General features: G+C 70.6%; 15 protein-coding genes and 2 pseudogenes. 11 read left to right on the top strand and 6 right to left on the bottom strand.

Translation table 11 applies throughout. The features are described 5' to 3' along the window. The first annotated feature begins 272 nt into the window (after nucleotides 1-272). The 3 genes from OJ254_RS25390 to OJ254_RS25380 all read left to right on the top strand — a co-directional run bounded on the left by OJ254_RS25390 (nucleotide 273) and on the right by OJ254_RS25380 (nucleotide 2079). The gene (locus OJ254_RS25390; protein WP_265364226.1) at nucleotides 273-527 is read left to right on the top strand and encodes a DUF6400 family protein; all 255 of its coding nucleotides are present in this window, start codon (nucleotides 273-275) and stop codon (nucleotides 525-527) included. Between the two features lie 2 nt (nucleotides 528-529). Continuing rightward, nucleotides 530-760 carry a hypothetical protein gene (locus OJ254_RS25385; protein WP_265364225.1) on the top strand — a complete coding sequence of 77 codons (231 nt, stop codon included), beginning with the start codon at nucleotides 530-532 and terminating at the stop codon, nucleotides 758-760. Nucleotides 761-1167: 407 nt separating this feature from the next. Beyond that, complete coding sequence (locus tag OJ254_RS25380; protein ID WP_423835953.1) at nucleotides 1168-2079, top strand: SCO6745 family protein; 912 nt, start codon at nucleotides 1168-1170, stop codon at nucleotides 2077-2079. A gap of 49 nt (nucleotides 2080-2128) precedes the next feature. Here the strand turns inward: OJ254_RS25380 and OJ254_RS25375 are convergent, their stop codons facing one another. After that, nucleotides 2129-2317: a hypothetical protein gene (locus tag OJ254_RS25375; protein WP_265364223.1), complete on the bottom strand. Its 189-nt coding sequence runs from the start codon at nucleotides 2315-2317 to the stop codon at nucleotides 2129-2131. A gap of 457 nt (nucleotides 2318-2774) precedes the next feature. On the opposite strand from OJ254_RS25375, the gene OJ254_RS25370 reads away from it, so the two are divergent. Then, nucleotides 2775-3575, top strand: a complete 801-nt coding sequence (locus OJ254_RS25370) for a hypothetical protein (RefSeq protein ID WP_265364222.1) — start codon at nucleotides 2775-2777, stop codon at nucleotides 3573-3575. 271 nt (nucleotides 3576-3846) lie between these two features. Here OJ254_RS25370 and OJ254_RS25365 read toward each other — a convergent pair whose 3' ends face one another. Beyond that, a complete protein-coding gene (locus tag OJ254_RS25365; RefSeq protein ID WP_423835952.1) occupies nucleotides 3847-4572 on the bottom strand; it encodes a TVP38/TMEM64 family protein in 726 nt (241 codons plus the stop codon). A 78-nt stretch (nucleotides 4573-4650) separates the two neighbouring features. Here OJ254_RS25365 and OJ254_RS25360 point away from each other — a divergent pair, with 78 nt between their 5' ends. From OJ254_RS25360 to OJ254_RS25350, 3 genes and pseudogenes are all read left to right on the top strand, one after another. Next, nucleotides 4651-4824 (top strand): hypothetical protein, encoded by a 174-nt coding sequence (locus OJ254_RS25360; protein ID WP_265364220.1) that lies wholly within the window; start codon nucleotides 4651-4653, stop codon nucleotides 4822-4824. A 108-nt stretch (nucleotides 4825-4932) separates the two neighbouring features. Beyond that, nucleotides 4933-6104, top strand: a pseudogene (gene tuf, locus OJ254_RS25355) (elongation factor Tu). A 118-nt stretch (nucleotides 6105-6222) separates the two neighbouring features. Next, nucleotides 6223-7092, top strand: a complete 870-nt coding sequence (locus tag OJ254_RS25350) for a spermidine synthase (RefSeq protein ID WP_265364219.1) — start codon at nucleotides 6223-6225, stop codon at nucleotides 7090-7092. A 253-nt stretch (nucleotides 7093-7345) separates the two neighbouring features. On the opposite strand, the pseudogene OJ254_RS25345 reads toward OJ254_RS25350, so the two are convergent. Next, a pseudogene (locus OJ254_RS25345) lies at nucleotides 7346-8661 on the bottom strand (MFS transporter). Between the two features lie 245 nt (nucleotides 8662-8906). Between OJ254_RS25345 and OJ254_RS25340 the strand changes: the two are divergent. Together OJ254_RS25340 and OJ254_RS25335 are read left to right on the top strand one after the other, a co-directional pair. After that, on the top strand, nucleotides 8907-9362 hold the full coding sequence (locus OJ254_RS25340; RefSeq protein ID WP_261954362.1) for a DUF4442 domain-containing protein: 456 nt from the start codon (nucleotides 8907-8909) through the stop codon (nucleotides 9360-9362). Nucleotides 9363-9728: 366 nt separating this feature from the next. After that, nucleotides 9729-10379, top strand: coding sequence for a DedA family protein (locus OJ254_RS25335; RefSeq protein ID WP_261954361.1), 651 nt, complete (start codon nucleotides 9729-9731; stop codon nucleotides 10377-10379). 246 nt (nucleotides 10380-10625) lie between these two features. Here OJ254_RS25335 and OJ254_RS25330 read toward each other — a convergent pair whose 3' ends face one another. The 3 genes from OJ254_RS25330 to OJ254_RS25320 all read right to left on the bottom strand — a co-directional run bounded on the left by OJ254_RS25330 (nucleotide 10626) and on the right by OJ254_RS25320 (nucleotide 13085). Continuing rightward, nucleotides 10626-10835, bottom strand: coding sequence for a hypothetical protein (locus tag OJ254_RS25330; RefSeq protein ID WP_265364218.1), 210 nt, complete (start codon nucleotides 10833-10835; stop codon nucleotides 10626-10628). Between the two features lie 154 nt (nucleotides 10836-10989). Next, nucleotides 10990-12444: a hypothetical protein gene (locus OJ254_RS25325; RefSeq protein WP_265364217.1), complete on the bottom strand. Its 1455-nt coding sequence runs from the start codon at nucleotides 12442-12444 to the stop codon at nucleotides 10990-10992. Next, the gene (locus OJ254_RS25320) at nucleotides 12441-13085 is read right to left on the bottom strand and encodes an AAA family ATPase (protein ID WP_265364216.1); all 645 of its coding nucleotides are present in this window, start codon (nucleotides 13083-13085) and stop codon (nucleotides 12441-12443) included. Before OJ254_RS25320 ends, OJ254_RS25325 begins: the two co-directional genes overlap by 4 nt. 371 nt (nucleotides 13086-13456) lie before the next feature. Here OJ254_RS25320 and OJ254_RS25315 point away from each other — a divergent pair, with 371 nt between their 5' ends. Both OJ254_RS25315 and OJ254_RS25310 read left to right on the top strand, forming a co-directional pair. Then, the gene (locus tag OJ254_RS25315) at nucleotides 13457-14452 is read left to right on the top strand and encodes an alpha/beta hydrolase (RefSeq protein WP_265364215.1); all 996 of its coding nucleotides are present in this window, start codon (nucleotides 13457-13459) and stop codon (nucleotides 14450-14452) included. 168 nt (nucleotides 14453-14620) lie between these two features. Beyond that, the gene (locus OJ254_RS25310; protein WP_265364214.1) at nucleotides 14621-14977 is read left to right on the top strand and encodes a DUF4333 domain-containing protein; all 357 of its coding nucleotides are present in this window, start codon (nucleotides 14621-14623) and stop codon (nucleotides 14975-14977) included. Nucleotides 14978-15447: the final 470 nt, after the last annotated feature.

Below are 15447 nucleotides of genomic sequence, written 5' to 3'. Positions count from 1 at the left end.
AGGCACGCACGCCCCTTCACCGGCACCACGCCGACCTCGTCATCGCCCCCCACCAACCCCCTCACTCCCCAAGCCCTCCCCAAGCCTTCCCCAAGCCCTCTCCAAACTCCTCGCCGCCCCCACCGGCAGACCCGCTGACGTGGCCCTCAACATGCCCTGAATATGATCCCAAATCACCCCATAAACCCCTCCCCTCCTCCCTGACGCTTCCTCAGTGCCGCCCCACTTGATAGACACGTCCGAATCATCCGCAAGTGGTATGGACGCGCACCATGAATGACCGCAACACCACGGACGACCACATAACCGAGCCGTCCGAGATCTTCGAATTCGACCTCACCACCCACGAAGCCCGGCGGCGGGCCGAAGTCGTCGCCGCCCTGGGCGACACCTGGGACCCCCTCACGGTGATGGAGGACGAGGCAGCCGCCCACCGTCTCCTCTACTCGGACCTGGACGCCGACCAGCAGGCCACCTACGACATGCTGGTCGCGGCCAACGTGCTGCCGGCCTCCGAGCAGGGCTGAGCATGCTGCCGCTCGACCCCACCGCCGACATCGGCCGCCGCGCCTGGATCCCGTGCCCCCGCTGCGAGGACCACCAGGACTGCGGAACCTGCCTCGACGGCCGCACGTGCACGGACCACTGGCGCTACCTCCTCTCCAACAAGGGCAGCGTGCTCCATCTGCAGTGCCCCAACTGCACCCACCTGTGGACCTGGCAATCCGGCTTCGGTGCAACCGACCGCCCCACCCCCTGACACCAGGACCACCACCGCCCACCCCAGGGCCTGCACCGTGTACGCCAACCCTCACCGCCCGAAAACGTCACGTCCGAGAACGTCACGTCGGAGCACGTCACGTCCGAGAACGTCACGTCGGAGCACGTCACGCCCGAGCACGTCGTCGCGCTGCTCAGGACGCACACCGGCCGGTCGAGGCAGCGCGGCCCGGGCCAATACGCCCACGATCCCGGCCCGACGGGTGGAGCCGGTGGCACGCTCGTAGATGACGCTGAAGTGCACGCGATCACCTGGGAAGCACCAGCTGCACCACATCGCGCGGAAGTGGAAGCCCAACGCCCACAACGTTGCCGCCCACACGTTGCGCGCCGCACATTGCACGCCACACGCTGCGCCCGTTCCTCTGCGGCGGTAGCGTGCGGGGCATGGAGCTGCACGCGCGATCGCTTTGGCTGGTGACCGAGCCCCTGCACGCGGTCTGCTATTTCGACGAGAAGTGCCGTGCCCTGGGCAAGGACCTTGGCCTCAAGGGCTTCTGGATGGGCTATTTCGCCTCCCGTACCGCTCCGCTGGGTGCCGTGGAACCCGCTGCCGCCACGGCCGTACTGGGTGTCTTCGCGCCCGGAATGGTGGCCCGGGCGCTGCCCGCCGCCTGGAGCGTGGCCGGTCCGGCGCACATCCTCGAGGAACGCGGCAGCCGCGCCGCCCAGGCCCTGCGCAGGATCGACCCCGAGTTGGAACAGCGCACCACCGACCTCCTGCCCCCTCTCCAGACGCTCGTCGACGAGGCACCGGCCACCGCACGCCCCCTCTTCGCCGCCAACCGCGCACTCTGCGACCACGCCGACCCCGTCGAACGGCTCTGGCAACTGGTCACCGCCCTGCGCGAGTTCCGCGGCGATGCGCATCTCGCCGTACTCGCCGACGAGGGACTCGACGGCTGCGAAGCCCTCGTCCTGGCCGCCGCCTCCGGCCGCGTCCCCAAGGACACCATCCAGGAGGACCGGGGCTGGAGCGAGGAGGAATGGGCCGCGGCCACGGACCGGCTGTGCTCCCGAGGCCTCGTCGACGCGGACGGCCACGCCACCGAGCACGGCCTGCGAGAACGCGAACGCATCGAGAACGCCACCGACCGGCTGGCCGGCCGCATGCTGCACGCGCTGCCCGAAACGGAGACCGAAGCGCTGCTGCACGCCCTGGACGCCGCCGTCCGCCGCGTCCTCGCCGCGGACGTGCTGCCCTTCCCCAACCCGATCGGGCTGCCCCACCTCGACGAACCTCTGCCCCACACCACGGAGCGATCCCCTGGCCCAGCCGCTGCCCCTCCGGCTTCCTGAGCCCCCGCAGCGTCCGCCCCACGTCCTCCGTGTCGACGGCAGGCCGCGCCTAAGCGGTGACCGGTTCGTTGAACCCGGAGAAGCGTATGGCCACGTCCAGCGGCCCCCGGGGCCCCTGACCACGCTCACGGAACGTCACCAGGCGCTCAACGGCCCCGACCCACACATCGAGATCCAGCACGCGCACCCCCAACCGCCGGAACCGCTCCACCACGGTCTTGCGACGCTCGCCCTTCACCGCACCCTGCCGCCTGTCGACGACTCGTACCGCCTTCGAGCCCCTCAGCGAAAAACGACCCCGCATGTGTCCCCCCGAATACGATCACCTGAATACGATCACCGCGAACGACGCAGCGCACAGAGCGACGCCTTGCGGGGAACAACGCACCATGCGGCCGCGCCGCCCGCGATGAAAATCTCACTGATCACGACACTAGGCCAACCCACTGACAATCCACGCTGTGCGCGAACCCGACCGCGTGGCCAGGCATTACGCCATCCGGTGCGTTCCGCGGCTCTCCGCTCCGGTCCATGCAGAGTGATTTTCATCTGGTGGTTCGATGGGTGCTTTGGGGTGCTTTGCCGCGGCAGGTCGGGACACCTCTGCACAAGATGCGTTGAACGGGTATGGATCCTAGAGAGTTGTGGGACCGCAACGCCGTGCTGGCGGAGGCATTTTGCCTGGGGACGAACGCGTGCGGGAGGCGCAGGCCAGACTTGACGAGGCCCAGGCCGACCGCTCACGAGTTCTGGCGGCATTCGCGGTCACAGTAGGCAGCACCGGCGCAGTGGCCGGACTTTTCGGACTCAACGAGCGGGAAGTGCGCATCGCCCGGCGCACGGTGGGCAAGGACGACGCCCGGGCCGTCGCCGAGGAACTGCTCGCCGCAGCCGTCCACACCACACCGACCCGCGAACCGGAAGAGACCCCACCGGCCCCCGACAACTCTGCCGATTACTCCCACCACAACCCCGCCGCCGCGCCCCGCACCACCGGCCACACCCGCGAAGCCGGCACCGGCACCGGCACCGCGTCAGGGCCATCCGACCAGAATTGGTCCCCTGCCATGGACGCGGTCCTCATCGGCAGCTGGCAGACCGGCGTCGACCTCCGCGAACTCGCCGCCGAATTCGGACTCGACCTCACCCGCCTGGTTACCCGTGCCCAACAGCTCTCCGCCCAGGGGCGGTTCTACCCGGGGCCGACGGAAACCCATGCGGGACGCCACCGCCGAGGCCCCGGCGACGTCCATGAAGGCGAATACACCATCCCCGCACAACAAACGGCCGCCTGGAACGCCGCCCCTCCCGCACACCACATGGCCACCGCCTGGCAAACGGGCACGATGCCATCGACGGAATCCGTCCCCGACGTCACCGCCGCCCTCGCTTCCGAATGGGACAACGCCCTCGCCCCCTGGGGCACCCTCGCCCCCACTCACGAGGACCCCACACAAGCCCCTCAACCGTGGACCCAATACCACCTGAGTTCTTGATCAGTTACGACCTGTTTCGACCAGTTACCGTCACCGGCCCCCTTCCCTACCAGGCGCCACTGCCCGGCCACGGTCGGCCCGACCAGTTCCCCGCCCCCGACGTTGTTTCCCGTACGACGACCCGAACCCCGCGACACCGGCCGGCCCCCGCCACCCGCCCGGGCCGGCACCCGTCCCACTCCCGGCCCAGGTCCCACTCCCGCGCCCACTTCATCCCCTACTCCACTGAGAGCGGTGAGCGCCACGCACAAACGGTGCTCACCCTGCTGCTTCAGCGCCCGCCCCACGCCTCCCGCTTGCGCCACGCCACCACCAGCGCTCCCAAAGCACTGAGCGCGAGAAAAGCCGTCGCCAACAGGAACACGGGCGACGACGGGGTCGCCGCCCGGGCACCGGCCACCGCATAAGCCGCCGTATTCGGCAGGCTGCCGAGCGCCGTGGCGAACAGAAAAGGGCACCAGCCCATACGAGAAACCGCAGCACAGTAGTTGGCCGCGCAGAACGGCAGCCCGGGGAACAGCCGGACCGCCAGCATCGAGCGGAAGCCGTGCTCACTCAGCTGCCGGTCGGCCGCCACCAGCCAGCGCGCCCGCAACAACGGCCGCAACGCCTCCTGGCCCAGCAGCCGCCCCAGACCGAACGCCAGGCCGGCCCCCAGCACCGTACCGGCGAGCGCCGCCGCCAGCCCCGCCACACTGCCGAACAGCGCACCCGCAGCGAGATTCAGCACCGGCCGCGGAACAAAAACGGTGGTGCACAGGCCGTACGCCACCGCGAACGCCACCATCGCGGTCGCCCCGGACAACTGCGCCGGCCAGCCACCCGACAAAAGATGCTGCGGCTCCCAGTGCAGCATCGCCGCCGCGCCACCGGCCAACAGGACACACAACAACACCAGCCGCAACCACGGAGAACACACCACACGAGCACAGCGGGCGGCGAAACCGCGGCCAGACGCGGCAGGGGCGAACACCCCGGGAGCGTAACCGACGGCCACCTAACCGACCGGCACGTAGCCGACCGGCAGTTGATAAATCGTTCGACGCCGCGACGCCCGCCCGGCACCATATGACCCATGTCCCGGTACGCCTTCCTGTCGCTCACGTCCGCAGTCGCGGACGCGCCGAAGGCTGCCGCCGACTTCCTCGCCGCCACACCCACCCGGGCCACTGCCCCGATGCCCACCAAGGCCATCGCCGCAGCAACCGCCCTGGCCACCGCTGCCGCCTTCGACGGCGCACGAAGCTGACCCTCTCCGGATCGTCCGGCGGACCCCGCAGGGGAGGGTCGGCCAGGCCCAGGGGTCCCCACGGCGCCAAGTCGCCGTTCTCACCGCATCCTTGCGAGGAAGAAAACCATGCCCAAGACGGCATACGTGCGCACCAAGCCGCACCTGAACATCGGCACCATGGGCCACGTCGACCACGGCAAGACCACCCTCACCGCGGCCATCACCAAGGTCCTCAGCGACCGCGGCACCGGCACCTTCGTGCCGCTCGACCGGATCGACCGCGCCCCGGAAGAGGCCGCCCGCGGCATCACCATCAACATCTCGCACGTCGAGTACGAGACCGGCACCCGCCACTACGCCCACGTCGACATGCCCGGCCACGCCGACTTCATCAAGAACATGGTCACCGGCGCGGCCCAACTCGACGGCGCGATCCTGGTCGTCTCCGCCGTCGACGGGATCATGCCGCAAACCGCCGAGCACGTACTCCTCGCCAAACAGGTCGGTGTACGCCACATCGTCGTCGCCCTCAACAAGGCCGACGCCGGCGACCCGGAACTCACCGACCTGGTGGAGCTGGAGGTCCGCGAGCTGCTGAGCGCGCACGGCTACGACGGCGAGCACGTACCCGTCGTGCGCGTCTCCGGCCTGCGCGCCCTCGAAGGCGACCCGCGCTGGACCGAGGCCATCGAGGCGCTGCTCGACGCCGTCGACACCTACGTTCCGATGCCCGAACGCTATGTCGACGCGCCGTTCCTGCTTCCCGTGGAGAACGTCCTCACCATCACCGGACGCGGCACGGTCGTCACGGGAGCCATCGAGCGCGGCAGCGTACGGGTCGGCGACCGGGTCGCCGTGCTCGGCGCGGACACCGAGACCACGGTCACCGGCCTGGAGACCTTCGGCAAGCCGATGGAATCCGCCGAGGCCGGGACAACGTCGCACTGCTGCTCCGCGGGACGCACCGTGACCAGGTACGCCGCGGCCACGTGGTCGCCGCACCCGGCAGCGTCACACCCCGGCACCGTTTCACCGCGGAGGTGTACGTGCTCTCCACCGAGGAGGGCGGCCGCCGCACGCCGATCTCCACCGGCTACCGCCCGCAGTTCTACATCCGCACCGCGGACGTGGTCGGCAACGTCGACCTCGGCGAGCGCGGCATCGCGCGCCCCGGTGAGACCGTGACGGTCACGGTCGAGCTGGGCCGCGACGTCCCCTTGGAGCCCGGCCTCGGCTTCGCCATCCGCGAGGGCGGCCGCACCATCGGCGCCGGCACGATCCGCACCGTCACCACCTGACCCGACGCCCGAAAACCGCGCCCCGTACTCCAGACCCCTCTGCTCTGCGAGTACGGGGCGCGGCACGGCAACCCGCCGGCCCTTCAGGCACAAACCACCTGCCCGGCACAATGGAACGGTGGACGAAAGAACGGTGGACGAAGCACCCGAGCCCATACCCGTCACCCGGTCCGTGGATCACGGCACCGCAAAGTTGCTGCCGGACGTGGACCGGCCGCGCGCCTGGCTGCTGACCGTGGACGGCGCCCCGCAGTCGTATGTCGACCTGGACGCGCCCACACACCTGGAATTCGAGTACGTGCGTCGCCTCGCTCACGTCCTGGACGAGCTCGCCGCCCCCGGGCAGCCGCTCGATGTGCTGCACCTCGGAGGCGGGGCCATGACCCTGCCCCGCTATCTGGCCGCCACCCGTCCGCACTCCCGCCAGAACGTCATCGAAGCCGACCGAGGCCTGCTCGCCCTGGTGACGGAAGCCCTACCGCTCCCCGGCGACAGCGGTATCGCCGTACGCGCCCAGGACGCCCGCGCGGCGCTGGAGGAGGCGCCCGAAGCGAGTGTCGATGTGATCGTGGCCGACGTCTTCGGCGGCTCGCGGGTGCCGGCGCATCTCACCTCGGTTGAGTACGCACGGTCTGCCGGCCGGGTGCTGCGGCCGGACGGCCACTACCTCGCGAATCTCGCCGACAGTGCCCCCTTCGACTTCCTCCGCGGCCAACTCGCCAACTTCGCCACGGTCTTCGACCACCTGGCGCTCATCGCTGAGCCCTCTGTGCTCCGCGGTCGCCGGTTCGGCAACGCCGTCCTGCTCGCCTCGCAGGCGGAGCTTCCGATTGCGCCGCTGGCCCGGCGCGCAGCCGCGGACGCCTTCCCTGCGCGGGTCGAGCACGGTACGGCGCTCCGGCGGCTGATCGCGGACGCGCTACCCGTACGGGATGCCGAGGCGGTGGCGTCCCCGGTGCCGCCGACTGGTGCCTTCAGCGTCGGCTAGCGGCGACGCGGAGGTGGAGAGGGGCAGCGGACTCGTTGGTTGAGGGGCAGGGGCAGGGGCAGGGGCAGGGGCAGGGGCTGGGGGCGGGGCACGGGGGGCGAGGGGCGGTTGGCGGCGTTGGCGGTCGGCCCGTCGCTGCCTGAGGCCTGGTGGACCTCGTGGATCGGTCCATGGGGTATTGGGGTGGGGTCCTGTGTGCCTCCTTTGCCTTGCTGGCCGGGCCGTGTGCGCCTCCTCTTATCTCCGGCAACGATTACTGAGCGTTATTTGTTCCCGTGATTTTATCACTTTCGGTGACGGCGGGGGAGGGGGGAGGTGAGGAAGGTGAGAGGGGTGCGGGGTTGCGGCGGGTGAGGTGGCGGATGTCGGGGACGCAGAGGACCGCGGCGGTGAGGAGGGCGATCAGGGCTGAGCAGGACCAGAGGGCTGCGGTGCGGCCTATGAGGTCCTGGACGGGGCCGGCGAGGGCGGTGGCGAGGGGATCATGGAAACCGAGCCCAGCCAGTCGTAGGAGGAGACCCGGGAGAACTTCTCCTCGGGGATCTCCTGGTGCAGGGCCATCATCCACGTCACCGAGAAGACCTCGATCGCGATGCCGGTGCCGAACATGAGGGTCGTGAGGCCGGGGGCCGGCAGCGGGATGGCGAGTGCGGCGGACGGGAGGGCGAGCGGGAAGACGCACAGTGTGCCGGCCAGGAGGAGGCGGCGCGGTTTGATGCGGGTCATGAGGAGGGCGCCGATCGCCGTGCCCGCGCCGAAGGCGGCCAGCGCCAGGCCCCACGGGCCCGGGCCGCCCAGATGATCTTCGGCGACCAGCGGTCCGTACACCGCCTCGGCTGCCGACACCACCGCGTTGACGATGGAGAACTGCACCACCACCGCCCACAACCACGGTCGCGAGATCACCTCGCGCCAGCCGTCCCGCAGGTCGTGGAGGATTCCGCCGCCCGCGGCCCGTTCGGGGATGCCGCGGACGTCGAGGAAGGCGCGCAGTGCCCCGGCCAGGGCGAACGCGGCGGAGTCGACGGCCAGCACCCAGCCGGGGCCCACCGCGGCGACCAGTGCACCGCCGAGCGCCGCGCCGCCGATGTTCGCGCCGCTCATGCCCATCCGGAACACCGCGAACGCGCGGCCCGCCTGTTCCCCGGAGACGCTGGCGAGCAGCATGCCCTCGGAGGCCGGGGCGAAGAAGGCTTGCCCGGTGCCGCCGAGCGCGGCCAGTACGGCCATCTGCCACAGGCGTGGCTCTCCGGTCAGGACGAGCCACGCGAACAGGCCCTGGGAGACGCAGCTGAGGGCGTTCGCGGCGACCATGACGTGATGGCGGGGGAGTCGGTCGGCGACCGCGCCGCCGATCAGCAGGAAGAGGACGAGGGGGATGGTGCGGGCGGCCGCGACCAGTCCTACGTCGGTGGCGGAGCCGCCGGCGGCGAGGACCGCGAAGGCGGTGGCGATCAGGGCGCCTGAGCTGCCGAGGCTCGCGATCACCGTGGCTCCGGTGAGGAGCAGGTAGTTGCGTCCCGCCCAGCTGGGGCGCGTCCTCGCGTTGTGTGGTCGTCCTGGCCGCATGGGCGTCAACGATATGGCGGGAGGTGGGGCGGAGGGGGCGGGAATGACGAGGATGGGTGGGGGGTGAGGGCTGGGGCTGGGTGAGGGGTGTCAGGGGAGGCGGGTGCGCCCTCGCCGGGGGAGGCGGGCTCGAGGGGTGCTGTGGCGGTGTGTGCGTGGGTTCTTCTTGGAGTGCTGATCGTGGGAGTGGGTGTGGGCCTGAGCGGGGCCTTCACAACTAAGCTACCGCTAGGTAACATCGCCGTATGTCCTCTGAGACCCTGCCGTCGATCGGCGAAATGATGGCGGCCTCCGTGCCGATGGTCCGTACGCTGAACCTCGAGTTCACCGAGACCAGCGCCGAGCGCGCCGTGGTCCGCATGCCCGACCAGTCCGACTTCCACAACCACGTGGGCGGGCCGCACGCCGGAGCGATGTTCACCCTCGCCGAGTCCGCCAGCGGGGCCATCGTGATGGCGGCGTTCGGCAGTCAGCTCGGCCGGGCCGTGCCGCTGGCCGTACGTGCGGAGATCGGCTACAAGAAGCTCGCCATGGGGCCGGTGACCGCGACCGCTGAGCTGGGCCGGCCGGTGGCCGAGGTGATCGCCGAGCTCGACGCCGGCGGGCGCCCGGAGTTCCCCGTCAACGTGGCCATATCGCGCGAGGACGGCGCGGTCACGGGCGAGATGAGCATCGTGTGGACCCTGCGGCCGAATAGCTGATTCCGCTCCGCGCAGCTGATCCCGCTTCGCGCTTCACGGGTACCCGTTCCGTCCTTCGTGGGCACCGGGTACCCGTTTCTTTCTTTCTTCTTCACGGGGCTCGCGCTGATTCACCCTGATTCACGGGGCCGGGCCCGGTGCGCCGCATTCCTTCGTGGGTGTCGCATGGATGTCGGTGCGGCGCCGCACGTCTTCCCCCTTGGTGCGTCGCGCCGGATGTCGCTGACCGCAGGTGGATTCGGCCCCCGGACGGCGCGATCGAGTACGCTGCCCGGGCGCCCTGCGGCGCGTCAGGGGATCGACCGGCACCGGTGTCATGGACTCGGGGCCAGGCCCACGGGGCCCTAGACAGCGGAGGAACCGGCGGTGCACATCCAGGAGTGGCTCGAGACCGTACCGGCCGTGAGCGTCTATCTCCTGGTGGGGGTGGTCATCGGCCTGGAGAGCCTGGGCATTCCGCTGCCCGGTGAGATCGTCCTGGTCAGCGCGGCGATCCTCGCCGCGACCCAGGACCACATCGATCCGTTCGTACTGGGTGCCTGCGCCTCCGTCGGCGCGATCGTCGGCGACTCCATCGGCTATCTGATCGGCCGCAAGGGCGGTCAGCCCCTGTTGCAGTGGGCCGGCCGGAAGTTCCCCAAGCACTTCGGTCCCGACCACGTCGCGATGGCGGAGTCGAAGTTCGACAAGTGGGGCATGTGGGCGGTCTTCTTCGGTCGCTTCATCGCGCTGCTGCGCATCTTCGCCGGCCCGCTCGCCGGTGTGCTGAAGATGCCGTACTGGAAGTTCCTGATCGCCAACGTGCTCGGCGGCATCATCTGGGCCGGCGGTACGACCGCGCTGATCTACACCGTGGGCATGGTCGCCGAGCCGTGGCTCAAGCGGTTCTCGACGTGGGGCCTGGTGGCGGCCGTGCTGTTCGGCATCGGCTCGTTCCTGCTCATGAAGTTCCGGGCGAAGAAGGCTGCCGCGGCCCGCGAGGCGGAAGAGACGCGGGTTGCCGCTACGGTCGACTGAGTGACTGAGTGACTGAGTGACTGAGTGACTGAGTGACTGAGTGGTCGAGTGGCGGAGCGTTTGAGCGACTGATCCGCGGCGATGCGGCGGTCGACCGATGGGGCGCCACGGTTGGCCGACGGCGGCGGGGCGGTCTCATGGGCGATCCGGTCGATCTCGTCGATCGCGTGGATCCCGTCTGCCTCGGCAACTCGATTGTTCTTTGCGCGTTCAAGGCTTTTGATCAGGCGCAGCCTTGCGATGACCTCACGGCATCAGCCAGATGTCGGGGCCGCCGTCGCGCCATTCGAAGACGCCGGTGTCGTCCCAGACGAACTCGGTGGTGCAGAAGCCGGCCCGGCGCAGTTTCGCGGCCACGTCAGCGGGGCGCAGCGCCCGTCCCAGGTCATGACCGTAGAGCGTCACACGGCGGCCGCCGGTGGACGGCGGATGGACGATCACGGGGGCACGCTTCATGTCCCCAGGATGTGACCGGAGCTACCCCTTCGCATCCCGAAAGCGATCGGGCCTTTACCCAACGTGACTCCCTGGCGAGATGCGACCAGGTGGCGTGACACCCGATCTGCCGCGCGCGCGTCGCATGGTCACGGCTCACCACTACTCACTACGCTCACCGCTTCTCACTACGCTCACGGCTCCCCACCCTGCTCACCTGCTTACCCCGCGTAATCCCCGGCCCGGCGCCCCCGGTTCCCGTGGTTTCCGTCCGGGTTCCGGTCCCGCCCCTTGGAGTGACGGCGCTGCCACCACGGCTCGCCCGCCGCGTCGTCAGGTGGCGGACTGCCGCTGCGTACCGCGCGGCGCAGACCGGAGAGCAGGTGTCGGGCGCCGGTGATGAAGAGGGGTCGCCGACGAGTTTCTTGGCCACCAGGGCCTTGCGGCAGGCTCGTAGTGCCGCCGCCGGATCGCCGTGGGCCCGTGCGGCCAGGGCACGGGCGTAGAGGATCGTCGAGTAGAGCCAGAAGTCGCCGTCGGAGTGCCGGGCCTCCCAGGCGCGCTGGGCCGCTGTCGTGGCGCGTGCCGCGTCGTGCGGTGCCAGGGCGATCGCGAGCAGCGCCCAGCTGTGTGCCGGGCCCGGGCCGAACCACGGGTCCCGGGAGTGGTGCCGGGCGGCCTCCTCCAGACAGGCCACGGCCGTCGCGGCGTCCTGGCGGTACAGGGCGAGTACGCCGTGGGCGTGCGCGATCCGGGCCAGGCCGTCGGAGTCACCGTGCATCACGGCCGCCCGCCATGCCTGGTCGAGCAGGGGCTCCGCAGTGGCGGTGGCGTGTTCCTGCGCCGCCAGATAGCCGGCCAGCCACAGCGCCCGGGCCCGTAGTGCGGTGTCGTCGCGGGAGAGCAGTAGTAGCCGGTCCAGATGGGCCCGCCCCTCTTGCCGGTAGCCGCAGGCCGCCCAGTGGAACCACAGGGAGACCGCGATCTCCAGGGCACCGAGTGCGTCCTCGGCGTCCTGTGGGGGATGGGTCAGCGCCGCGTCGAGGTTGTGCTGTTCGTCCTCGACGAGACGCACCGCGACCTGTTGGTTGGGCCCCTGCCAGGCGATCTGGGCCTCGGCGGCCAGGGCCGCGCACGCCTGCCGGAACCGGTGCCGGGCCGCGGGCTCCTCGCCCGCCTCGCGCAGCTGGGTCCGTCCGAAGTCGCGGGCGGCGCGCGGGAGTCGGTAACGGGGCGGCAGCGCGACCCCGGTGTCCGGATGCGCCCCGCCCGCGTCCCGTACGCATTCGACGACCGAGGCCCCGCGCAGCCGCTCCAGCGCGCCGTCGACGGCCCCTGCAGGAACGTCACTGCTGGTGCAGACGCAGCCGGCGAGCCACGGGTCGAAGTCACCGGGGAGGACCGAGAGCCTGGCCCAGACCCGGCGGTCGGTGGGTGAGCAGAGCGCGTAGCCGGCGGCGTGCGCGGCGTAGAGCGAGGTGTGCCGTACGGTGGCCGCCGGTCCCGAGTAGAACAGTGCGCCGTCCGCGCCCACCTGGACGGCGAGTTGTGGCAGCGACATCCGGTCGAGTTGGTGCGCGGCCAGGGTGATCGCCAGGGGCGAGCCCTCCAGTGCCTGACACACCGTCACCAGAAGCTCGGGTGCCGCGGGCCCGGTACGGATGGCGAGGAGCTCGACGGCCGGTCGGCGATGCCCTCGCCGAGCGTCACCGGTAGCGGTGCGATCGCCGCGATGCGCTCCTCGGGGAGCCCCAGCGGACGGCGCGCGGTCGCCATGATCCGCAGTCCGGGGTCGGCCCGCAGCAGTCGGCGGACCAGTTGCGCGCACTCGTCGAGCACCGGGTCGCAGTCGTCCAGCAGCAGGGTCACGCGGTGCTTCCGGCAGTGCGCGGTGAGCGCGTCGAGGGCCGCACCGCCCGCCGCCACAGCGGGAGTTGAGGTGTCCGGCAGCTCTGCCCGCCCCGCCCGCCCGCGTCTCCTGTTGCTGACGCAGGGGTGTGCGGTGCGGTGGGCGAGGGCGCGGGCGGTCTCGCGGCGGGCGGCGGCGTCGGGGAGGCCCGCCGCGCGCAACAGGGCGTCGGTGACGCCCCCGTCGGCCAGTCCGTCCCAGCAGCCGATCCGGACCACCGTGCCGTCGTGCCGGGCGGTGTGCTCCTCCAGGACGGCGCGGGCCAGCACGCTCTTGCCCACCCCGGCGGGTCCGGTGAGGGTCACCAGCGGAGCGGTGTCCAGCAGTCCGGACAGCTGCTGGTGCTCAACGGCCCGTCCCACTACGCCGGGAAGGGGCGGGCGATCAGCCCACGCGGTCATCGGTCATCCCAACTACGGCGCGGCGTCGCGCCCTTGCTCGGTACGGCACGGGCGGGTCGCGCCCGTGCGATCCAGCTCTCCACGATGCCAGAACCGACCGTCCGGTAAACGGGGAGCGGCCTTACCGAACGGGGGAAACCGGGACGGTGGCTTTGACGTGGCGGGCCGTCCCCTGTGGGCGGAAGAGGGAACCTGCAGGTCATACGGGGCGGGGCGGGAACGGGGGGCTCGCCGGGCGAACGTAAGGTGGTGTCTTTCACGGGTGCCGTGGTGTGCCGTGGTGGCGAGGTGACCGCCCCCGGCCGGCGCCCTGGACCGAGGAGATCGTCCCGATGAAGCGCGTGTTACTCAGCGCTGCGACAAGTGTGGTGGCCATGGGGGTCCTGGCCGGTTGTGGCGGTGGGGTGGACACCGTCGACGCGTCGGGGGTTCCACGGTTACCGGCCCGTGCCGCGGACGCGAACAACGGGGCGCCCCGGGTGGTGCCGCCGCGTGGGCCGCGCTCGGTCTTCACGCCCTTCCGCACGACGGGGGACGACGGTACCCAGGTCGTCAAGACGACATGGCACGGCCGGAAGTCCGGGTTCACCGGCGAGATCTGGGCGTGGGTGCCGCCGCAGTACCAGGAGCCCCGGTACGCCAAGAGCGGCTTTCCGGTGCTGATCGCGCTACCGGGTGCGTACGGCTATCCCTTCAACTACTGGGCGGGAGCGCCGTTCGCGCTGGAGGAGCGGATCGCGGAGTGGTCGCGGGAGGGCAAGACGCTTCCGTTCATCGTCGTGATGCCGGTGCTCAACCCGGAGCGGAAGTACTACGACGGCAGCGACATCCCGGGCCGGCCGAAGATGGGCACCTGGTTGACCGAGGACGTGCCGGACTTCGCGCGGGCCAACTTCCGTACGTACGAGAGCCGTGACGGCTGGGCCTTCATGGGGTCGTCGTCCGGGGGGTTCGCGGCGCTCAAGGCGGTGCTGAAGCAGCCGCGGACGTTCAAGGCGGCGATCGTCAACGGGCCGGACACCGCCCCCGATTCGCCGATGTGGCGGGGGCATCCGGCGGAGATGCGTGCCAACGACCCCCGCCATCTGGCGCGGCGGCTGGCCGCGAGCCGGCAGCCGGAGGTCTATCTGGCCTTCGAACTCGGCAGCAGGGAGGCCGCGGTTCCTGATGTGAAGCGCTTCATCAGGGACTATACGGGCGGGTCGATCCACTCGACGTTGTTCGAAATACCGGACGGTGTGCACAGTGCGCACACCTACATCCAGCGGATGCCCGAATCGCTGCACTGGATCAGCGAGCAGATGCAGGGGCCCGTGCCGTCGGCCTGACTTCCGCGCGGATCGGGCCGGCGCCCGCCCGGCCCCCTTGGCTGAGGGGCCGTCTCCTGGCCGGCCGCAGGGGACCCGGTGTTGTCGCGCGCGGCCGGGCCGTGAGAATGGTGCGTGTCCCGGCCGCGGGTGCGGCCGGGGGCCGGGGTGCCCGCTGGAAGGAGAGTCGTGCGGTATCTGCGAGTGGCCGGCCTGCTGCTGGCCGGAACGGCTCTGCTGGCGGGCAGCGTCGCGGCCGGTGAGCGGTGGCTGGGGGAACGGGACGCGACCAGCGAGGTGAACGGCGTCACGGATGCCGTACCGCGCGACGAGGTCGCCCGCTCCATCTCGGGCCATCTGTCGCTGCCGGTGATCCTCAGGGGCCCGCGTTCGGTCGACTGCGCGCGGGACCTCCGGGCGGTCGAGGGAGCCCGGACCCACTGCACCGCCCACTACCTGCGCGGCACGGACCGCGACATGACCGTCCGCGTCGTCCGGGTGCAGGGTGACGAGATCACGTACGTGCATGACGCCCCGCACCGTTGAGTGCCGTCCCTCCGCACGCCACCGGGTGACGACGGGAACGTAGTTGGGGTGCTCCGGCTCGCATCCCCCGCCGCGCTCACGGCCGTTGCGTTCGCGCCGGCTCGCCATCCTTCGCGCGTGTGCTCGTTGCGATCGCGACGGCCGCAAGGGCCGGTGACCTGCTAGCGGTTCGTCAGGAAGTGGCCGACCGGGTTGCCGCGGGGACCGGCAACGGCGCCCAATGGACCCAAAGTGGGCGAATGTTGAATCTCCTTCAGGTGGATAACAGTTCACATCACCGTTGTACGGCGGACGTTGACGTGATGCTAAGATCATCGCACTTGCCAACGGGGTAGTCACCTGCTATGGCAAGAAAAGAAATCCGCGCATTGGCCTAAGAAAATCGCCACCCCCGGGGAGAACGATGCCATTAGCCGGCCCTTTGATGGCTCTCTGGCAGGCGACTGCGCGCGGCCGTTCACGTATGTCAG

Origin of the sequence: Streptomyces endophytica (genome assembly GCF_026153355.1) — a bacterium.
Taxonomy (GTDB): Bacteria; Actinomycetota; Actinomycetes; order Streptomycetales; family Streptomycetaceae; genus Streptomyces; species Streptomyces endophytica.
The sequence above is the reverse complement of the archived record's forward strand: the minus strand, read 5'-3'. Positions and strand labels throughout refer to the sequence as shown.

Excerpts from the sequence above, each read along its gene's own strand:
- OJ254_RS25360 (WP_265364220.1), top strand. The coding sequence starts at position 4,651 with ATGTCCCGGTACGCCTTCCTGTCGCTCACGTCCGCAGTCGCGGACGCG.
- OJ254_RS25315 (WP_265364215.1), top strand. The coding sequence starts at position 13,457 with ATGAAGCGCGTGTTACTCAGCGCTGCGACAAGTGTGGTGGCCATGGGG.
- OJ254_RS25385 (WP_265364225.1), top strand. The coding sequence starts at position 530 with ATGCTGCCGCTCGACCCCACCGCCGACATCGGCCGCCGCGCCTGGATC.
- OJ254_RS25330 (WP_265364218.1), bottom strand. The coding sequence starts at position 10,835 with ATGAAGCGTGCCCCCGTGATCGTCCATCCGCCGTCCACCGGCGGCCGC.
- OJ254_RS25390 (WP_265364226.1), top strand. The coding sequence starts at position 273 with ATGAATGACCGCAACACCACGGACGACCACATAACCGAGCCGTCCGAG.
- OJ254_RS25340 (WP_261954362.1), top strand. The coding sequence starts at position 8,907 with ATGTCCTCTGAGACCCTGCCGTCGATCGGCGAAATGATGGCGGCCTCC.
- OJ254_RS25380 (WP_423835953.1), top strand. The coding sequence starts at position 1,168 with ATGGAGCTGCACGCGCGATCGCTTTGGCTGGTGACCGAGCCCCTGCAC.